The organism is Halorubrum coriense DSM 10284 (genome assembly GCF_000337035.1).
GTDB classification, from domain to species: Archaea; Halobacteriota; Halobacteria; order Halobacteriales; family Haloferacaceae; genus Halorubrum; species Halorubrum coriense.
In genome coordinates, this window is the sequence record NZ_AOJL01000030.1 from 1 (window position 1) to 16,238 (window position 16,238).

At 68.4% G+C, this 16,238-nt stretch carries 18 protein-coding genes; 15 read left to right on the forward strand and 3 right to left on the reverse strand.

The genetic code is table 11. The features are described from left to right. The first annotated feature begins 200 nt into the window (after positions 1 to 200). The 15 genes from purK (at position 201) to C464_RS07410 (ending at position 13,578) form a co-directional block, all read left to right on the forward strand. Positions 201 to 1,382, forward strand: coding sequence for a 5-(carboxyamino)imidazole ribonucleotide synthase (purK, locus tag C464_RS07340; RefSeq protein WP_049910946.1), 1,182 nt, complete (start codon positions 201 to 203; stop codon positions 1,380 to 1,382). Between the two features lie 9 nt (positions 1,383 to 1,391). Continuing rightward, complete coding sequence (locus C464_RS07345; RefSeq protein WP_006113004.1) at positions 1,392 to 1,895, forward strand: NUDIX hydrolase; 504 nt, start codon at positions 1,392 to 1,394, stop codon at positions 1,893 to 1,895. A 77-nt stretch (positions 1,896 to 1,972) separates the two neighbouring features. Then, positions 1,973 to 2,581, forward strand: a complete 609-nt coding sequence (purE, locus tag C464_RS07350; RefSeq protein ID WP_006113005.1) for a 5-(carboxyamino)imidazole ribonucleotide mutase — start codon at positions 1,973 to 1,975, stop codon at positions 2,579 to 2,581. A 200-nt stretch (positions 2,582 to 2,781) separates the two neighbouring features. Next, positions 2,782 to 3,198, forward strand: coding sequence for an NADH-quinone oxidoreductase subunit A (locus tag C464_RS07355; RefSeq protein WP_006113006.1), 417 nt, complete (start codon positions 2,782 to 2,784; stop codon positions 3,196 to 3,198). Beyond that, complete coding sequence (locus tag C464_RS07360) at positions 3,198 to 3,896, forward strand: NADH-quinone oxidoreductase subunit B (RefSeq protein WP_006113007.1); 699 nt, start codon at positions 3,198 to 3,200, stop codon at positions 3,894 to 3,896. The genes C464_RS07355 and C464_RS07360 overlap by 1 nt, the downstream gene beginning before the upstream one ends. Continuing rightward, complete coding sequence (locus C464_RS07365; RefSeq protein ID WP_006113008.1) at positions 3,893 to 5,557, forward strand: NADH-quinone oxidoreductase subunit D; 1,665 nt, start codon at positions 3,893 to 3,895, stop codon at positions 5,555 to 5,557. The genes C464_RS07360 and C464_RS07365 overlap by 4 nt, the downstream gene beginning before the upstream one ends. Next, a complete protein-coding gene (locus C464_RS07370) occupies positions 5,557 to 6,630 on the forward strand; it encodes a complex I subunit 1/NuoH family protein (protein WP_006113009.1) in 1,074 nt (357 codons plus the stop codon). The genes C464_RS07365 and C464_RS07370 overlap by 1 nt, the downstream gene beginning before the upstream one ends. A 1-nt stretch (position 6,631) precedes the next feature. Continuing rightward, positions 6,632 to 7,093, forward strand: a complete 462-nt coding sequence (locus C464_RS07375) for a NuoI/complex I 23 kDa subunit family protein (protein WP_006113010.1) — start codon at positions 6,632 to 6,634, stop codon at positions 7,091 to 7,093. Positions 7,094 to 7,142: 49 nt separating this feature from the next. Beyond that, on the forward strand, positions 7,143 to 7,409 hold the full coding sequence (locus C464_RS07380; protein WP_006113011.1) for an NADH-quinone oxidoreductase subunit J: 267 nt from the start codon (positions 7,143 to 7,145) through the stop codon (positions 7,407 to 7,409). Further along, entirely contained in the window at positions 7,406 to 7,765 is a 360-nt protein-coding gene (locus tag C464_RS07385; RefSeq protein ID WP_006113012.1) for a hypothetical protein, read from the forward strand. The genes C464_RS07380 and C464_RS07385 overlap by 4 nt, the downstream gene beginning before the upstream one ends. Then, positions 7,762 to 8,082, forward strand: coding sequence for an NADH-quinone oxidoreductase subunit NuoK (gene nuoK, locus C464_RS07390; RefSeq protein WP_006113013.1), 321 nt, complete (start codon positions 7,762 to 7,764; stop codon positions 8,080 to 8,082). Before C464_RS07385 ends, nuoK begins: the two co-directional genes overlap by 4 nt. Before the next feature lies 1 nt (position 8,083). Then, positions 8,084 to 10,132: an NADH-quinone oxidoreductase subunit L gene (gene nuoL, locus C464_RS07395; protein ID WP_006113014.1), complete on the forward strand. Its 2,049-nt coding sequence runs from the start codon at positions 8,084 to 8,086 to the stop codon at positions 10,130 to 10,132. A 14-nt stretch (positions 10,133 to 10,146) separates the two neighbouring features. Further along, a complete protein-coding gene (locus tag C464_RS07400) occupies positions 10,147 to 11,661 on the forward strand; it encodes a complex I subunit 4 family protein (RefSeq protein ID WP_049910950.1) in 1,515 nt (504 codons plus the stop codon). Beyond that, a complete protein-coding gene (locus C464_RS07405; RefSeq protein WP_049910947.1) occupies positions 11,654 to 13,156 on the forward strand; it encodes an NADH-quinone oxidoreductase subunit N in 1,503 nt (500 codons plus the stop codon). The genes C464_RS07400 and C464_RS07405 overlap by 8 nt, the downstream gene beginning before the upstream one ends. A gap of 92 nt (positions 13,157 to 13,248) precedes the next feature. Next, positions 13,249 to 13,578 (forward strand): hypothetical protein, encoded by a 330-nt coding sequence (locus tag C464_RS07410; protein WP_006113017.1) that lies wholly within the window; start codon positions 13,249 to 13,251, stop codon positions 13,576 to 13,578. Here the strand turns inward: C464_RS07410 and C464_RS07415 are convergent, their stop codons facing one another. The 3 genes from C464_RS07415 to C464_RS07425 are packed head-to-tail and all read right to left on the reverse strand — an operon-like array spanning position 13,579 to position 16,055. Beyond that, positions 13,579 to 13,809, reverse strand: a complete 231-nt coding sequence (locus C464_RS07415) for an H/ACA ribonucleoprotein complex subunit GAR1 (RefSeq protein WP_006113018.1) — start codon at positions 13,807 to 13,809, stop codon at positions 13,579 to 13,581. Between the two features lie 2 nt (positions 13,810 to 13,811). Then, a complete protein-coding gene (srp19, locus tag C464_RS07420; RefSeq protein WP_006113019.1) occupies positions 13,812 to 14,090 on the reverse strand; it encodes a signal recognition particle subunit SRP19 in 279 nt (92 codons plus the stop codon). Positions 14,091 to 14,150: 60 nt separating this feature from the next. Continuing rightward, complete coding sequence (locus tag C464_RS07425; RefSeq protein WP_049910948.1) at positions 14,151 to 16,055, reverse strand: PAS domain S-box protein; 1,905 nt, start codon at positions 16,053 to 16,055, stop codon at positions 14,151 to 14,153. Positions 16,056 to 16,238 lie beyond the last annotated feature (183 nt).

Below are 16,238 nucleotides of genomic sequence, written 5' to 3' on the forward strand. Positions count from 1 at the left end.
GAGATGTGTATAAGAGACAGGCCTCACGCAGGTCGTCGGGCTGGTGAGCCTGCTGCTCGTCGCGGCCGGCGGGTTCCTCCTGTTGCGCCGGGAGTAGCCCCGCGACGAGGCCCCGTCCCCGACTGACCGATCCGTATTCGCGGATATCTGTCTCGACGTTTGGCAATACTTATTCATCTCTGTTGGGTATCGGCTCGCATATGACGATCACTCTTCCGGGACCAACGCTCGGCGTCGTCGGCGGCGGCCAACTGGGTCGAATGCTGGGCGAGGCGGCCGCGCCGCTCGGCGTCGACCTCGTCGTGTTGGACCCGACCCCCGACTGCCCGGCCGCGCCCGTCGCGGCCGACCAGATCGTCGGCGACTTCGACGACGCGAACGCGATCGACGAGCTGGCGGCCCGCGCCGACGCCCTGACGTTCGAGATCGAGCTCGCGGACCCGGACCGCATGGCGGCCGCGGCCGCGGAGCACGGCGTGGCGGTCCACCCCGACCCGGCCACGCTGGAGACGATCCAGGACAAGCTCGTCCAGAAGGAGGCGCTCGCGGACGCCGGGATCCCCGTCCCCGAGTTAGTCGCCGTCGCGACCGCCGAGGGGCTCGAACGCGTCGTCGAGGAGTTCGGCGGCGTCATGCTGAAGGCCCGCGAGGGCGGCTACGACGGTCGGGGGAACGTCCCGGTCGAGTCGCCCGACGAGGCCGCCGCCGCGCTCGACGCGATCGGCGGGGCGGCGATGGCCGAGGAGTTCTTAGACTTCGAGCGGGAGGTCGCCGTGATGGGGCTGAAGGGCGCGGACGGCGAGACCCGGACGTACCCCGTGACTGAGACGGTCCACCGCGAGGAGATCCTCCGCGAGAGCGTCAGTCCCGCCCGCGCCGACGACGCGGTCGTCACCGAGGCCGAGTCGGTCGCCCGGGACGTGCTGGAGGTCCTCGACGGGCGCGGCGTCTACGGGATCGAACTGTTCGAGACCCGCGAGGGCGACGTGTTGGTCAACGAGATCGCGCCCCGTCCCCACAACTCCGGCCACTGGACGATCGAGGGCGCGCACACCTCGCAGTTCGAGAACCACGTCCGCGCCGTCCTCGGCTGGCCGCTCGGCCCGACCGACCTCGTCGCGCCCGCGGTCACGGCGAACGTGCTCGGCGACGTGGACGAGACCGAACCCGCCACGCTCCGGAACGTCGAGTCCGTCCTCGACGCGCCCGACGCGGACCTCCACTGGTACGGGAAAGACGACGTGTACTCGCTCCGGAAGATGGGGCACCTGACGGTGACGGACCGAGACGCGGGCTCGCCGGGTGACGGCGAGACCGACCGCGACGCGCTCCTCTCGCGGGCGCGGGACCTCCGCGACGGAGTGACGTTCCGCGACGCGTAGTTCGCCCCGATGTCTGACAACGCTCTCGGCGGCGTCGCGCCAGACGCCCCCCGCGAGTCGCAGTCGATCCGGATCCCGGCGGAGCGGATCGAGGCCCTCCGGGAGTGGGCGGAGACGGGAACCGGCTTGACGGCCGCCGCCCGAGTCCGCGACCCTGACGGTCGGATTGCGCTCGTGAAGACCGCGTGGTCAGACGGGTGGGTCCTTCCGGGCGGCGCGGTCGAACCCGACGAGTCGCCCCCGACCGCGGCGGCGCGGGAGGTCCGCGAGGAGACGGGACTCGACTCGTCGGTCGGCGATCCGATCCTCGTCTTCGAGCAGTCGTACGTCGATGCCGAGCGCGGTGCGGTCGCGTTCGAGGCCGAGTACGTCGTCTACGCGGCCCGCGCCGCGGGGCGTATTCCCGACGCCGCCGATCTCGGCGTCTCTCCCGACGAGATCCGCGCCGCGCGGTGGTTCGAAGCGGTCCCGGCCGAACTCCACGACGGCGCCCTGCTCCGCCCGTACCTCTGAACGCGGTCCGAGAGACGGAGCACACCGGCGTCGCCGAATCCGGGAGTTCCTTGTAGCCCTCCGCCGAACTCCCGCCCATGACCACCGTGGACGACCTTATCGAGCGGCTCGAATCGGAGGCGGCGGCCGACGCCGACCCGGCGACCACCCCGGACGTGGGGATCATCATGGGGTCCGACTCGGACCTCCCGACGATGGAGGGGGCGTACGAGGCGCTCGACGACCTCGGCTTCGCGGAGCAGACCGACTTCGACGACCCGCCGGACGCGCGGTTCACCTACGAGAGCTACGTCGTCTCCGCGCACCGGACGCCGGAGCTGATGTACGCGTACGGGGAGACGGCGACCGAGCGCGGGTTGGACGTGATCGTCGCGGGCGCGGGCGGCAAGTCCGCGGACCTGCCGAACATGACCGCCTCGATCGCGTACCCGGTGCCCGTGATCGGCGTGCCGGTTCAAGAGAAGTCGGTCGACTCCGTGATCGGGATGCCGACCGGCGCGCCGATCGTCGCGGTCGACGCCGGCAAGTCGTACAACGCGGCGCTGTCGGCGGCGCAGGTCCTCGGGCGCGAACACGACGCGGTCGCCGAGCGGCTGGTGGACCTTCACGACGAGCAGAAGGCCGGCGTCGCCGACGTCTCGACGGCCCTCCACGACCTCGGTATCGACGGGTTCCGCGACCGGTAGCGAGACAGCGGTCCGAGGACCCCGCCGCGGGACCGCCCTGCCTCCGTTTGAGGCTCCCGACGAGTCGGACGGCGGGCTCTCGGTCGCTCCGCGGGCGCTTCGACCGCGAACGGCCGGTACCGGCCCGCACGCCCGCCGACGCACAAGACTCAACGCTTATGAGGGGGCGGTCCAAACCCCAGCACGTTACGGAGACCTATATGAGCGATTGGATAGCGATTGGCGCCTTGGCGGTCGTCGGCCTGGCCATCCCGATAGCGATGATGACAGTGTCGGCGCTACTCCGTCCGAGCGTGCCTGAGACCGGTAAAAGTACCACCTACGAGTCCGGCGAGACCCCGACGGGCGGGACGCGGATCCGGTTCAACATCCAGTACTACATGGTCGCGCTGTTGTTCGTCGTGTTCGACATCGAGACCGTGTTGCTGTTCCCGTGGGCGGTCATCTACCGTCCGGCCGTCCAGGCCGGCGTTCCGATGGCCGACCTGCTGTGGCCGATGTTGGCGTTCGTCGGAGTCCTCGCGGTCGGACTCGTCTGGGCGTGGCGGTCGGGGGCGATCAGCTGGGCCCGCAGTCCCCGCGCGACCAGCAGAAAGACGACGGAGGACCTCAACTAATGAGCAGCGATCAACCGTTTATCACCGACGAATCGCAGGTCGTAACCGAGACCAGAGACGCCCGGATGACCGGGCAGGGAGACCGGTTCAACTCCCGGCTCCGGGAGGCGTTCGGCTCCTCGCCGTTCATCCTCACCAAGTTCGACAAGTTCCTGAACTGGTGTCGGGGCTCCTCGATGTTCATGCTACAGTTCGGTATCGCCTGCTGTAGCATCGAGATGATGCACACCTACGCGGTGAAACACGACCTCGACCGCTTCGGGTCGGGCGTCCCCCGCGCCTCGCCGCGACAGGCCGACGTGATGATCGTCCCCGGGACGATCGTCTCGAAGTTCGCCCCGCGGATGAAGCGCGTCTACGACCAGATGCCCGAGCCGAAGTTCGTCGTCGGCATGGGCTCGTGTACCATCTCCGGCGGCCCGTTCCAGGAGGGGTACAACGTGATCAAGGGGGCCGAGGAGGTCATCCCGATCGACATCCACGTCCCCGGCTGCCCGCCTCGGCCCGAGGCGCTCGTGTACGGCGTCGTGAAGCTTCAGGAGCGCGTCGCAAACGGCGAGGCCGCGCCCGTCACCGTGAAGCCGTACGAACTGGAAGAGTTCTCCGACCTCGAACGCGACGAACTCGTCGACAAGCTGGCCGACCAGATCGACGACGACGAGCTCGTCATGCGGTACAACTTCGCTGATTCGCCATGAGCCTCGAACGACCAGACAGCGTCGACGACGCCGCCGTCGAGCGCACGCCCGACGAGATCGAGGCGCTGCTCGGCGACCTCGTCGTCGACCGCGACGACCACCTGAACGCGCCCGGCTTCGTCATCCGTCCGGACACCGTTCAAGAGACGCTCCGGACCCTGAAAGAGCAGGCGGGGTACGACCACCTCTCCGTCGTCTCCGCACAGGAGTACGAGAACCGCTACGAGTCGATCTACCACCTGAAGAAGTACGACGACCCGACTCAGGAGGTCAGCATCGTCGTCCCCGCCGACAAGGACCACCCGGTCTCCGAGTCGGCCGAACCCGTCTTCCGCACGGCCGACTGGCACGAGCGGGAGGCGTACGACCTGATCGGGATCGAGTACGACGACCATCCCGACCTGCGCCGGATCCTGCTGCCGGAGACGTGGCAGGGGCACCCCCTGTCGATGGACTACGACAAGGACCGGCCGCAGATCGCCACGCTGCCGGCGCACGCGAACCCGCTGGAGGAGCACCACAAGGACGCCGAGTCCGACACGATGTTCCTCAACATCGGGCCGCACCACCCGGCCACCCACGGCGTCCTCCACCTGAAGACGGTGCTCGACGGCGAGCAGGTCGCCGACGTCGAGCCCGACATCGGCTACCTCCACCGCAGCGAGGAGCAGATGGCGCAGTCCGGGACGTACCGCCACCAGATCATGCCGTACCCGGACCGCTGGGACTACATCTCGGCGGGCCTGCTCAACGAGTGGGCCTACGCCCGCGCGGCCGAGGACCTCGCGGACATCGAGGTGCCCGAGTACGCGCAGGTCATCCGGACGATGGGCGCGGAGATGTGCCGGATCGCCGCGCACATGCTCGCGCTCGCGACGTTCGCGCTCGACATCAACGGCGACTTCACGGCGACGTTCATGTACGCCATCAACGACCGCGAGCGCGTCCAGAACCTCTTGGAGGACCTGACGGGTCAGCGGCTGATGTTCAACTACTTCCGGCTCGGCGGGGTCGTCTGGGACCTTCCGGAGCCGCGCGAGGAGTTCTTCTCGAAGACCCGCGACTTCCTCGACCAGCTCCCGGAGTCCGTCGAGGAGTACCACAACCTGATCACCTCGAACGAGGTGTTCCAGATGCGGACGATCGACACCGGCATCCTGCCGCCGGAGGTCGCGAAGAACTACGGCGCGACCGGGCCGGTCGCCCGCGGCTCGGGCGTCGACTACGACCTGCGCCGCGACGACCCGTACGGCTACTACGACGAGCTCGACTGGGACGTCGTCACCGAGGACGGCGGCGACAACTTCAGCCGCCTGCTCGTCCGGATGCGCGAGGTCGAGGAGTCCGCCAAGATCATCGAGCAGTGCGTCGACCTGCTCGAAGACTGGCCCGAAGACGAGCGCAACATCCAGGCGAACGTGCCGCGCACGCTGCGCCCGGACGACGACACGGAGATCTACCGCGCCGTCGAGGGCGCGAAGGGCGAACTCGGCATCTACATCCGCGCCGACGGCACCGACAAGCCGGCCCGGTTCAAGATCCGGTCGCCGTGCTTCTCGAACCTACAGACGCTGCCGGAGATGGCGAACGGGGAGTACATTCCCGACGTCATCGCGGCCCTCGGTAGCCTCGACGTCGTTCTCGGGGAGGTGGACCGCTGATGGGTACGGCCCCCGCACAGCTGTTCCCCGAGTTCATCGTCGACACGCTCGGCCTCGACAGCGTCATCGGCGAGGTCGCGGCCTCCCTCGTCGCCGCCTTCGTCGTCGGCAACATCATCCTCGCGTTCACGGGCGTCGCGGGCCCGTGGGCGAAACGGAAGATCACGGCCGCGTTCACCGACCGGATCGCGGTCGACCGGATCGGGCCCTACGGCCTGCTCATCATCCCGGCGGCCGCGGTCCAGCTCCTCGCGAAGGAGCTCATCATCCCCGAGGGCGTCGACCGCCCCTCGTGGGACATCGCGCCGATCCTCCTGCCGTCGTCGGCGCTGCTCGGCTTCTCGGTCATCCCGATGGGACAGCTCGGGCCGATCAACCTCCACCTCGCGGACCCCGAGGTCGGGTTCGCGCTGGTGTTCGCGTTCGCGTCCATCGCGTCCGTCTCGCTGGTGATGGCCGGGTACGCGTCGAACAACAAGTACTCGCTCCTCGGCGGCCTCCGCGCGGTCGCGCAGAACCTCGCGTACGAGATTCCGCTCATCGTCACGGCGATGTCGGTCGTGGTCTTCTCCGGCACGCTCCAGATGAGCGGCATCGTCGGCGCGCAGACGGAGACGCTCGTGACGATCGCCGGCGTCTCGATCCCGTCGTGGTACGCCTTGGTGAACCCGTTCGCGTTCGTGCTGTTCCTCACGGCGAACATGGCGGAGATCGGGCGGAATCCGTTCGACATCCCCGAAGCGCCGACCGAGATCGTCGGCGGGTACCAGACGGAGTACTCCTCCGCGTACTTCGTCCTCTTCTACCTCGGAGAGTTCGTTCACATCTTCCTCGGCGGGGCGATCCTCGCCGTGACGTTCCTCGGCGGGGCCTCCGGACCCGGTCCGGAGAGTATCAGCTTCATCTGGTTCGTGGTGAAGATCTGGGGCTTCTTCCTGTTCACGCAGTGGGCCCGCGCGGCGCTTCCCCGCGTCCGCATCGACCAGCTGATCGAGATCGGCTGGAAGGGAATGCTGGTGCTGTCGTTCGCGAACCTGGTGCTCACGGCCGTAATCGTGGGGGTGATCGCGTAACATGATTGGACTCATGAAATCCATGGCGACGACGATGAAACACGCGCTGGACGGGACGACGTTCACGGTGGAATACCCGGAGGACGCGCCCGAAGTGAGCCCGCGGTTCCGCGGGGTTCACAAGTTCAGCCAGGAGCGGTGTATCTGGTGTCGACAGTGCGAAAACGTCTGTCCGAACGACACGATCCAGATCGTTCAGGACGACCAGCGCAACGGCGAGCAGTACAACCTCCACATCGGGCAGTGTATCTACTGCCGGCTCTGCGAGGAGGTCTGCCCGGTCGACGCCATCCTGCTGACGCAGAACTTCGAGTTCACCGCGGACACGAAGGACGACTTCGTGTTCAACAAAGAACAGCTCAAGAACGTCCCGTGGTACAAAGGGATCGACCCGCTGGAGTCCCGCAACCCCGATCGCGGCGCGTGGATCGGGGAGGGCGACGGCGAGGTCGACTACCAGTAGCGGGCTCGTCTCGAAATCTTCAAAGGGGTTCTCATAGGAGACACACACAATGGTTTATGCTACCATCGCGTTCGGGCTGTTCGCCGCGGTTACGCTGGCGTTCGCCCTCGGGGTCGTCCTGGCGCGCGACGTGTTCCACGCCGCGCTGCTTCTGGGCGGTGCCCTCACGAGCGTCGCGGTGCACTACGTGATGCTGCGGGCGGAGTTCATCGCCGCCATGCAGATCCTCGTCTACGTGGGCGGGGTCCTCATCTTGGTCACGTTCGCCGTGATGCTCACGCGATCTGAGACGGACACGGAGGTGAGTAGCGCGTGAGCAACGACGAGGGTCGCGGGTCGCGGATCGTGCCCGCGATAGCCGTGGGCGCACTGTTCGCCGTCTTCGTCGCGACGACCAACGCGGCGACGTTCGACGCCGCGCCCGCCGGGTTCCCGGCCGACGCTTCCATCGTCCACAACATCGGGTACGCCCTGTTCGACCTCGGCGCGTACGACGTGGCGACGGTCCCCGCCGAGGGGTTCCTCGCAGCGTTCCTGATCGCCGCGGTCGCGCTCGACGTCGCGGTCGACGGGGCCGTCTACCTCGCCAAACGCGAGGAGGACGGGTCCGTCGTCTCCGCGGTCGGGGGGGCGTTCACCGACGGCGGCCGCGACGGGGGTGACCGGCAGTGACCGCGGTCGCGTCCTCGATTCCGCCGACGTGGTACCTGCTACTGGCGTCGGCGGTGTTCTGTATCGGGCTGTTCGGCGTTCTCACGCGGCGGAACGTGCTGTACTTCCTCATGAGCGTCGAGCTCATGATGAACGCGGCCAACATCAATTTCGTCGCGTTCGCGCTGTACTACGGCGACCTCACGGGGCAGGTGTTCGCGCTGTTCGTCATCGCGCTCGCCGCCGCGGAGGTCGCGATCGGCATCGGCATCATACTCGTGTTATACCGCAACTTCGGCACGACTGACGTAACTGTTCCCGCGGAGATGAGGTGGTAAGATGGTGGACGCATTCGCATACGTTCCGGCGATCGTGCTCCTCCCGTTCTTCTCGTTCCTGGTCGCGCTCGGCGCTGGCAGGTACCTCCCGAAGGGGGGTGCCTTCGGCGGCATCGCGGCGACGGCGGGGTCGTTCCTGCTGTCGATCTGGGTCGCCGCCACCGTCGCGGGCGGACGGGCGTACAACGAGACGCTGTACTACTGGGCCGGCGAGGGCGGCGCGGGGATCGGGCCGACCGATATCGAGCTCACGTTCGGCGTCCTGATCGACCCCCTGTCGGCGCTGATGCTCGTCATCGTGACGCTCGTGGCGCTGCTCGTCCACGTCTTCTCGCTCGGCTACATGAACGACGAGGGCGAGACGGGCCTCCCGCGCTACTACGCCGGGCTCGGCCTGTTCACGGCCTCGATGCTCGGCTTCGTCGTCGCCGACAACCTGCTGATGGCGTTCATGTTCTTCGAGCTGGTCGGGCTCTGCTCGTACCTGCTCATCGGCTTCAACTTCCGGGAGCCGGGACCGCCGTCGGCGGCGAAGAAGGCGTTCCTCGTCACCCGCTTCGGTGACTACTTCTTCCTCGTCGGCGTCGTCGCGGTGTTCGCCACCTTCGGCACGGCGCAGTTCGCCGGCCCCGAGTCGTTCCCGGCGCTCGCCGACGCGGCGCTCAACGGCTCCGGTTCGGTCGCGTGGACTCCTGGCGGCCTCGAACTCGGGACGTGGCTGACCGTCGTCGGCCTGCTCGTCTTGGGCGGCGTCGTCGGCAAGTCCGCGCAGTTCCCGCTTCACACGTGGCTCCCCGACGCGATGGAGGGCCCGACGCCCGTCTCCGCGCTCATCCACGCCGCGACGATGGTCGCGGCCGGCGTCTACCTCGTCGCGCGGATGTACGGGTTCTACGTGCTGACCCCGACGACGATGGCGGTCATCGCCTTCATCGGCGGCTTCACGGCGCTGTTCGCGGCGACGATGGGGCTCGTCAAAGACGAGCTGAAGCAGGTGCTCGCGTACTCCACCATCTCGCAGTACGGCTACATGATGCTCGCGCTCGGCGCGGGCGGGTACGTGGCCGCGGTCTTCCACCTGACCACCCACGCGTTCTTCAAGGCGCTCCTGTTCCTCGGCGCCGGTGCGGTCATCATCGCGATGCACCACAACGAGGACATGTGGGACATGGGCGGGCTGAAATCGAAGATGCCCGTCACCTACTACACCTTCCTCGCCGGGTCGCTGGCGCTCGCGGGCATCTTCCCGTTCGCCGGCTTCTGGTCGAAAGACGAGATCCTCTACGAGGCGCTCGTCCACGGCCTCAACGACCCGCTGCTGCTCGGCGGGTACGTGATGGGACTGCTCGCGGTGCCGGTCACCGCGTTCTACACCTTCCGCATGGTGTTCCTGACCTTCCACGGCGAGCCGCGGAGCGACACCGCCCGAGACCCCGTCCCCGTTCGCTGGAACGTGAAGGGACCGCTGACGGTCCTTGGGTCGCTCGCCGTCGTCACCGGCTTCATCAACATGGTGCCGGTCCAGAAGGTGCTCGGCCTCGAAGGGATCGACCTGCTCCACCTGTGGCTCGACAACCACTGGGGCGGCATCGAGGGACTCTCCTCGCACCACTACGCCGATATCGGACCGTACAGCAGCGCGTACCTCGTCGGCGGTGAGACCGGGACCGTCCTCGTCGGTGCTGCCGTCTCGCTCGGTCTGGCGCTGCTCGGACTCGGACTCGCCTGGCGGCTCTACAACGTGGCGTCGCCGACGGAACACACCGCCAAGCTCGGCGGCATCAAAGACGTGCTGTACAACAACTACTACCTCGACGAACTACAGGTCTGGCTCGCGTATCGGACGGAAGACGTCGCGGGCGGCGCGAACACCTTCGATCAGGGGATCATCGACGGCGTCGTGAACGCCGTCTCCTCGGTGAGCCTCACCGGCGGCGGTCGGATCCGCCAGCTCCAGTCGGGGGTCGTCTCGCAGTACGCCGCGCTACTCACCTTCGGGCTCGTCGCGCTGCTGCTCGTGCTCGGCGCGACCGGGGGGTGGTTCCTGTGATACTCGAAGCGCTCATGGCGGCCGCCTTCGTCGGCGCGCTGACCGTGTTCCTCGCGCCCGACGAGTGGGCGGGTCGGCTGGCGTTCGCCATCAGCCTGATCCCGTTCGTCGGGAGCCTCTACCTGTGGTCCGGCTTCGAGGCCGGCGGCAACGCGCTGCTCGGCGGCGATGTCGCGTACGCGACCCAGATCGAGTGGCTCGAAGTCGGCGGTCGCAGCGTCTCGTGGTTCGTCGGGCTCGACGGGATCAGCCTCCCGCTGTTCGTGCTCACGACGTTCCTCGTCCCGCTGGCGATCCTCAGCGCGTGGACGCCCGTCGACACCCGACAGAGTCAGTTCTATGGCCTCATGCTGTTCATGGAGGCGAACCTGCTCGGCGTGTTCGCCGCGCTCGACTTCTTCCTCTGGTTCGTCTTCTGGGAGGCCGTGCTGGTCCCGATGTACTTCCTCATCGGGATCTGGGGCGGTCCGCGCCGCAAGTACGCCGCGATCAAGTTCTTCGTGTACACGAACGCGGCGTCGCTGCTGATGTTCATCGGCTTCATGAGTCTCGTGTTCGCGCTCGGCGACTCGGTGTCGTCGTTCGCGTTACCCGAGATCGCGCAGGCGATAGCCGCGGGCGGGTTGGGTGAGTGGTTCGGTATCGCCCCCGATCAGGTCGCCTTGTTCGCGTTCCTCGCGATGTTCCTCGGGTTCGCGGTGAAGGTCCCGATCGTGCCGTTCCACACGTGGTTGCCGGACGCGCACGTTCAGGCGCCGACCCCGGCGTCGGTGCTCCTGGCGGGCGTCCTCCTGAAGATGGGGACGTACGCGCTGCTCCGGTTCAACTTCACGATGCTGCCGAACCAGGCGTCGATGCTCGCGGTCCCGATCGCGGCGATCGCCGTCATCAGCGTCATCTACGGCGCGATGCTGGCGCTCGCACAGAAGGACCTCAAGCGGATCGTCGCCTACTCCTCCGTCTCGTCGATGGGGTACGTCATCCTCGGGCTCATCGTCTTCACCGAGTACGGGGTCGGCGGCGCGACGTTCCAGATGGTCGCACACGGGCTCATCTCGGGACTGATGTTCATGGCGGTCGGCGTCATCTACAACACCACCCACACCCGGATGGTCGGCGACATGGCCGGCATGGCCGACCGGATGCCGGTCACCGTCGGCATCCTCGTCGCCGGCGCGTTCGGTTACATGGGGCTCCCGCTGATGGCCGGCTTCGCCGGCGAGTTCTTCATCTTCGTGGGCTCGCTGTCCGCCCCGGCGCTCCCGTACGCGCCGGTGTTCACAGCGCTCGCGATGTTCGGAATCGTCATCGTCGCCGGCTACCTGCTGTCGGCGATGCAGAGCACGCTGTTCGGTCCGTTCGAACTGGAGACCGACTACGAGGTCGGCCCCGCGGCGTTCCACGACGTCGCCCCGCTCGCGGTGCTACTGGTGGCGATCATCGTGCTCGGCGTCGCGCCCGACATCTTCTTCGAGATGATCCGTGACGCTGCCCTGCCCGTCGTCGAGGGGGTGACGATCGATGGTTAACGGTCTGCCCGGCGTGACGGCGCTGCTGCCGGCGCTGCTGCTGGCCGCTACCGGACTCGCGCTGCTCCTCGTCGACACGGTGCGTCCCGACGCACGCTCGAACACGTCGATGGCGATCGTCGGCGCGATCGGGTCGCTCGCCGCGCTCGCGGCCACCGTCTGGCTCACCGCGAGCGGCGGGGTCAGCCCGGACGGCGGCGCGGTCTCGCTGTTCGCGGACGCGATAAAAGTCGACACGCTGGGGCTGTTCTTCACGGCCATCTTCGCCTCGGTGACCGCGCTGGTGCTGGTCGCCGGACACGACTACTTCGACGACCACACCAACCCGGCGGCGTTCTACTCGCTGGTGACGTTCGCCGCGACCGGCATGGCGCTGCTCGCGGTCGCGAACTCGCTCGCGGTCGTGTTCGTCGCCTTGGAGATGGTGTCGCTGCCGTCGTACGTGCTCGTCGCGTACCTCAAGCAGAACCGGGGGAGCGTGGAGGCGGGGATGAAGTACTTCCTCGTCGGGGCGCTCTCGTCGGCCATCTTCCTGTTCGGCATCTCGCTCGTGTACGCGGCCACTGGGTCGCTCATCCTCGCCGACATCGCGTCGGCGTCGATCGAGGGCCTCACGGGCGTCCTCGGCGTCGGTATCGTGATGATGATCGGCGGCGTCGCGTTCAAGACGGCCTCCGTCCCGTTCCACTTCTGGGCGCCGGAGGCGTACGAGGGCGCGCCCGCGCCGGTGAGCGCGTTCCTCTCGTCGGCCTCGAAGGCCGCCGGGTTCGTCGTCGCGTTCCGCGTGTTCACCGAGGCGTTCCCGCTGGAGATGGCCGTGTCGGCGAACGTCGACTGGATGCTCGCGTTCGCGATCCTCGCGGCCGTCACGATGACGCTCGGTAACTTCGCGGCGGCGGTCCAAGAGGAGGTCAAACGGATGTTGGCCTACTCCTCGATCGGCCACGCCGGGTACGCGCTCATCGGCGTCGCCGCGCTCACGGTCGACGGGCCCGCAAACGGCACCGTCATGGGGGCCGCGATGGCGCACCTGCTCGTCTACGGGTTCATGAACACCGGCGCGTTCCTCTTTGTCGCGATGGCGGAGCGGTGGGGCGTCGGCCGCACCTTCGCCGACTACGCGGGGCTCTGGCGGCGCGCGCCGGTCGCCTCCGTGGCGATGGCCGTGTTCATGTTCTCGCTGGCGGGGCTGCCGCCGTTCGCCGGCTTCTTCTCGAAGTACTTCCTGTTCCAGGCGGCCATCGACAACGGCTTCGTCTGGCTCGCCGGCCTCGGCGCGATAAACAGCGTCGTGTCGCTGTACTACTACAGCCGGGTGGTGAAGGCGCTGTTCTTAGACGACCCCGCGTCGCCGAGCGCGCTCGACGCCATCGACGTGCGCCCGACTGCGCTGTACGCCGCGGTCGTCTTCGCGGCGGTCGCGACGGTGCTGCTCTTACCCGGCTTCGGCCCCGTCATCGAGACGGCCGAGGCGGCGGCGTCCGCGCTGTTCTGACCGCCCGGGCCGATTTTTCGGCCGGCGTTTCGATCCCCGACCTCCCGACCGGTAGCCACAGATACTCGTTCTTTCGGTCCGTGCGTAGATTCGTGTCCCGCACGCGCAGCTATCGGTGTCTGAACTGCCTCGATCACGCGGTCACTCGGTCGTTCGACACCTCGCACCTCTCGATGACGTGCCCGAACTGCGGGTCGTTCGAGCGGTTCGCGAACGAGGCGGTGATCGAGCGGTTCGAGTCGCTCGAGGCGTCGCCGCCGGCGGAGTTCGATTGGGATCGGCTGGAGCGACGCGAAAAGCTGCTCGTCGCCGAGCGCCTCGCTCGCACGGACAAGACGCTCGCCGACTTCGACGTGGTCGTCGACGAGGAGGCGGCAGACGGAGTTGAAGGGCGGACGGACCCCGAGTCGGGCGACGCGTAGCTACCGCGCGTACAATTTGCCGCCGACGAGGGCGGCGAGTCCGACCCCATTGTTCGGCGTGACCGCCACGTAGGGGCGGTCGACCGGACCGAACACGTCGACGACGCGGCCGACCGTCGAGAGCGATTCGTCGACGACGCTCGCGCCGATCCGCGGCGGATCGGCGTCGGGGTCGCTGCGGGCGATCGCGAGCCCCCCCGCGGTGCGGACGACGGTGCCGACGCGCCGCACGGTTACTCCCGGAGCACGCCGAGGTACGCGGCGATCGCCTGTACGAGGTCGTTCTTCGCGGTGTCTTCGGTACCCTTGACCACCACGGAGCCGCGGGCCTCGAACTCCCGCGAGTAGGCCGCGTCGCGCTCGACGACGGCGTCGTAGCCGACCTGTTGAACGGCCTTCGCTATCTCGTCGACGGTCGGCGCTTCGACCGCCAGATCCGTCGGGACGCGGCGTCCCTCCGAGCGGGACAGCTCGGCGTCGAAGTAGGCGGGGTAGACGACGTTCTCGACCATATCGGATCCCCTCGCGCGCGGCGTAAGGTCGTTTCGGACCGGCGCTCGTTCGCCGTCCGGTCAGTCCGTGTGGAACTCGAAGCGGGCACCGCCGTTCTCGCCGGCGAGCGCGTGGGCGGTCCAGCCGTGCGCCTCGGCGATGCGCTCGCTGATGGCCAGCCCGAGGCCGGTCCCCGACTCGTCGGTCGTGAACCCGCTCTCGAACACGCGGTCGGCGTCGTCCGGGAGGCCGCTCCCGTCGTCCTCGACGTAGAACCCCGCGGTCTCACCGGCTCCGCCGGCCGTCATCGACCCCACCCGGACCGAGAGCGGATCGTCGGGGGAGTCGCGCCCGCGCTCGACGCCGTCGTCGGGGTTCGCCCGACTGCTCGTGGAACCGTGCTCGACGCTGTTCCGGAAGACGTTCTCGAGGAGTTCGCGCAGCCGCGTTCGGTTCGCCTCCAGCGTCTCGTCGCGCTCGACGGTCAGGGTCGCGCTGCCCGTGTCGACGCTGCTCCACGCCTCGCGGGCCGCGTCCGCCAGCGAGACGGCCTCCGTCTCGCCGACCGATCGACCCTCCCGCGCCAGCGAGAGGAGGTCGCCGACGAGTTCGTCCATTCGGTCGATCGCGTCCGCGGCCCTGTCGAGGTGGTCGGCGTCGCCGGTCTCGCGGGCGAGGTCGACGTACCCCTCCGCGACCGACAGCGGGTTTCGGAGGTCGTGCGAGACGATCGAGGCGAACTCGTCGAGCCGCTCGTTCTGTCGCCGAAGCGTCTCCTCGCGCTCTCGGCGGTCGGTCACGTCGGTGTAGATGGCGTACCCGGCCGCGTTCGCCGCGTCGAGGCGGATCGGGATGACGTGGAGGATGAAGTGGCGCGGCCCGTCCGCCGTGATTCGCGTCACCTCGCGGCGGACGTTCTCGCCGCGTCGGAGCTGCTCGTTGAGTTCCTCCGCCTCCGTTCCGGCGTCGGCGGGCACGATGTAGTCGTCGATGGACTCGCCGAGCACCGCCTCCGCCTCGTAACCGAACGTCGACTCGAAGGCGTCGTTCACCTGTCGGACGACGGGCTCGCCGTCGACGTAGTCGTAGGCGACGGCGGGGTCCGGGACGTTCGTGAACAGCGCGAGCAGGCGGTCGCGCTCGGCCCTGAGCGTCTCGGCGACGGAGAGCCGGTCGAGCGTCTCTTCGAGGTGCGAGGCGAGCAGCTCCGCGAGCCGGCGGTCCGCGTCGTCGAACTCCCCGTCGCCGTCGGTGGCCGCGAGCTGGAAGACGACGTCGTCGCCCACCGGCACGGTGAGGAGCGTGTCGAACCGGCTCTCGGCGTTCGGGTTCGGCGCGATCGAGACGTTTCCGGTCTGGACGGCCGTACCGGCCACGCCGGTGCCGACGCGGACCCGGTTACAGTCGTCGACGGGCGTCCCGCTGGAGGCGACCACCGGCTCGACCCACTCGCCGTCGCGGACGGCGACCACGCTCTGGTACTCGGGAAACACCTGTTCGGCGACCGCGATGGCGGCCCGGTACGCCTCGTCGACCGACCTGACGGCGGCGAGCTCCGTCATGCCGGCGTTGAGCTGCTCCACTCTCGACGGGGTCCGGGTCGGCTCCGACCGGACCGCGGACCGTTCGCCCCGGGCGATCAGCCAGGAGAGCGTCTCCGAGAGTGCCTCCGGCGTGCCCGCGACCGCGTCCACGAGCGGATCGGTCGCGACCCGACCGGTCGGGTCGTCGACGAACGCCACCACGGAACCGGTGCGATCGACCGACCGAACCCGGTCGAGGCCGGCGGCGTCGACGACGACCGTCACGTCGGCCTCGGCGAGTCGTCGCTCGTCGACGCCGCCGGGCGAGGCGACGTGCGTCTCGACTTCGACTTCCGGGGAGTCGCGGCTCTCGGAGCCGAGGGACCTCCCGACGCTGTCCGCGAGTCCGGGGTCGGCGTTGAGTAGGAGGACCGACCCGCGCTCGCCCAACGCAGCAGTCACGTTGGTACGTGATACCTTGTGGCGAGAATATATGTCTTCTTACCGGTTGCCGCGGGCGGCCGACCCGTCGGGTTCGTCCGCGTGCTCGTCGCGTTTCGTCCCCGTCGTTTCCCACTCGCGATCGCCTCGCCTTCGGTCGCGTCGGCGGCGACGAGCGACCCCGGAACCCTTTTGGAGCAACAC

Coding starts and splice junctions, on each gene's coding strand:
- purK (WP_049910946.1), top strand. CDS start 201: ATGACGATCACTCTTCCGGGACCAACGCTCGGCGTCGTCGGCGGCGGC.
- C464_RS07370 (WP_006113009.1), top strand. CDS start 5,557: ATGGGTACGGCCCCCGCACAGCTGTTCCCCGAGTTCATCGTCGACACG.
- C464_RS07400 (WP_049910950.1), top strand. CDS start 10,147: ATGGCGGCCGCCTTCGTCGGCGCGCTGACCGTGTTCCTCGCGCCCGAC.
- C464_RS07405 (WP_049910947.1), top strand. CDS start 11,654: ATGGTTAACGGTCTGCCCGGCGTGACGGCGCTGCTGCCGGCGCTGCTG.
- C464_RS07380 (WP_006113011.1), top strand. CDS start 7,143: ATGGTTTATGCTACCATCGCGTTCGGGCTGTTCGCCGCGGTTACGCTG.
- nuoL (WP_006113014.1), top strand. CDS start 8,084: ATGGTGGACGCATTCGCATACGTTCCGGCGATCGTGCTCCTCCCGTTC.
- C464_RS07365 (WP_006113008.1), top strand. CDS start 3,893: ATGAGCCTCGAACGACCAGACAGCGTCGACGACGCCGCCGTCGAGCGC.
- srp19 (WP_006113019.1), bottom strand. CDS start 14,090: ATGGTCGAGAACGTCGTCTACCCCGCCTACTTCGACGCCGAGCTGTCC.
- purE (WP_006113005.1), top strand. CDS start 1,973: ATGACCACCGTGGACGACCTTATCGAGCGGCTCGAATCGGAGGCGGCG.
- C464_RS07375 (WP_006113010.1), top strand. CDS start 6,632: ATGATTGGACTCATGAAATCCATGGCGACGACGATGAAACACGCGCTG.
- C464_RS07345 (WP_006113004.1), top strand. CDS start 1,392: ATGTCTGACAACGCTCTCGGCGGCGTCGCGCCAGACGCCCCCCGCGAG.
- C464_RS07355 (WP_006113006.1), top strand. CDS start 2,782: ATGAGCGATTGGATAGCGATTGGCGCCTTGGCGGTCGTCGGCCTGGCC.
- C464_RS07360 (WP_006113007.1), top strand. CDS start 3,198: ATGAGCAGCGATCAACCGTTTATCACCGACGAATCGCAGGTCGTAACC.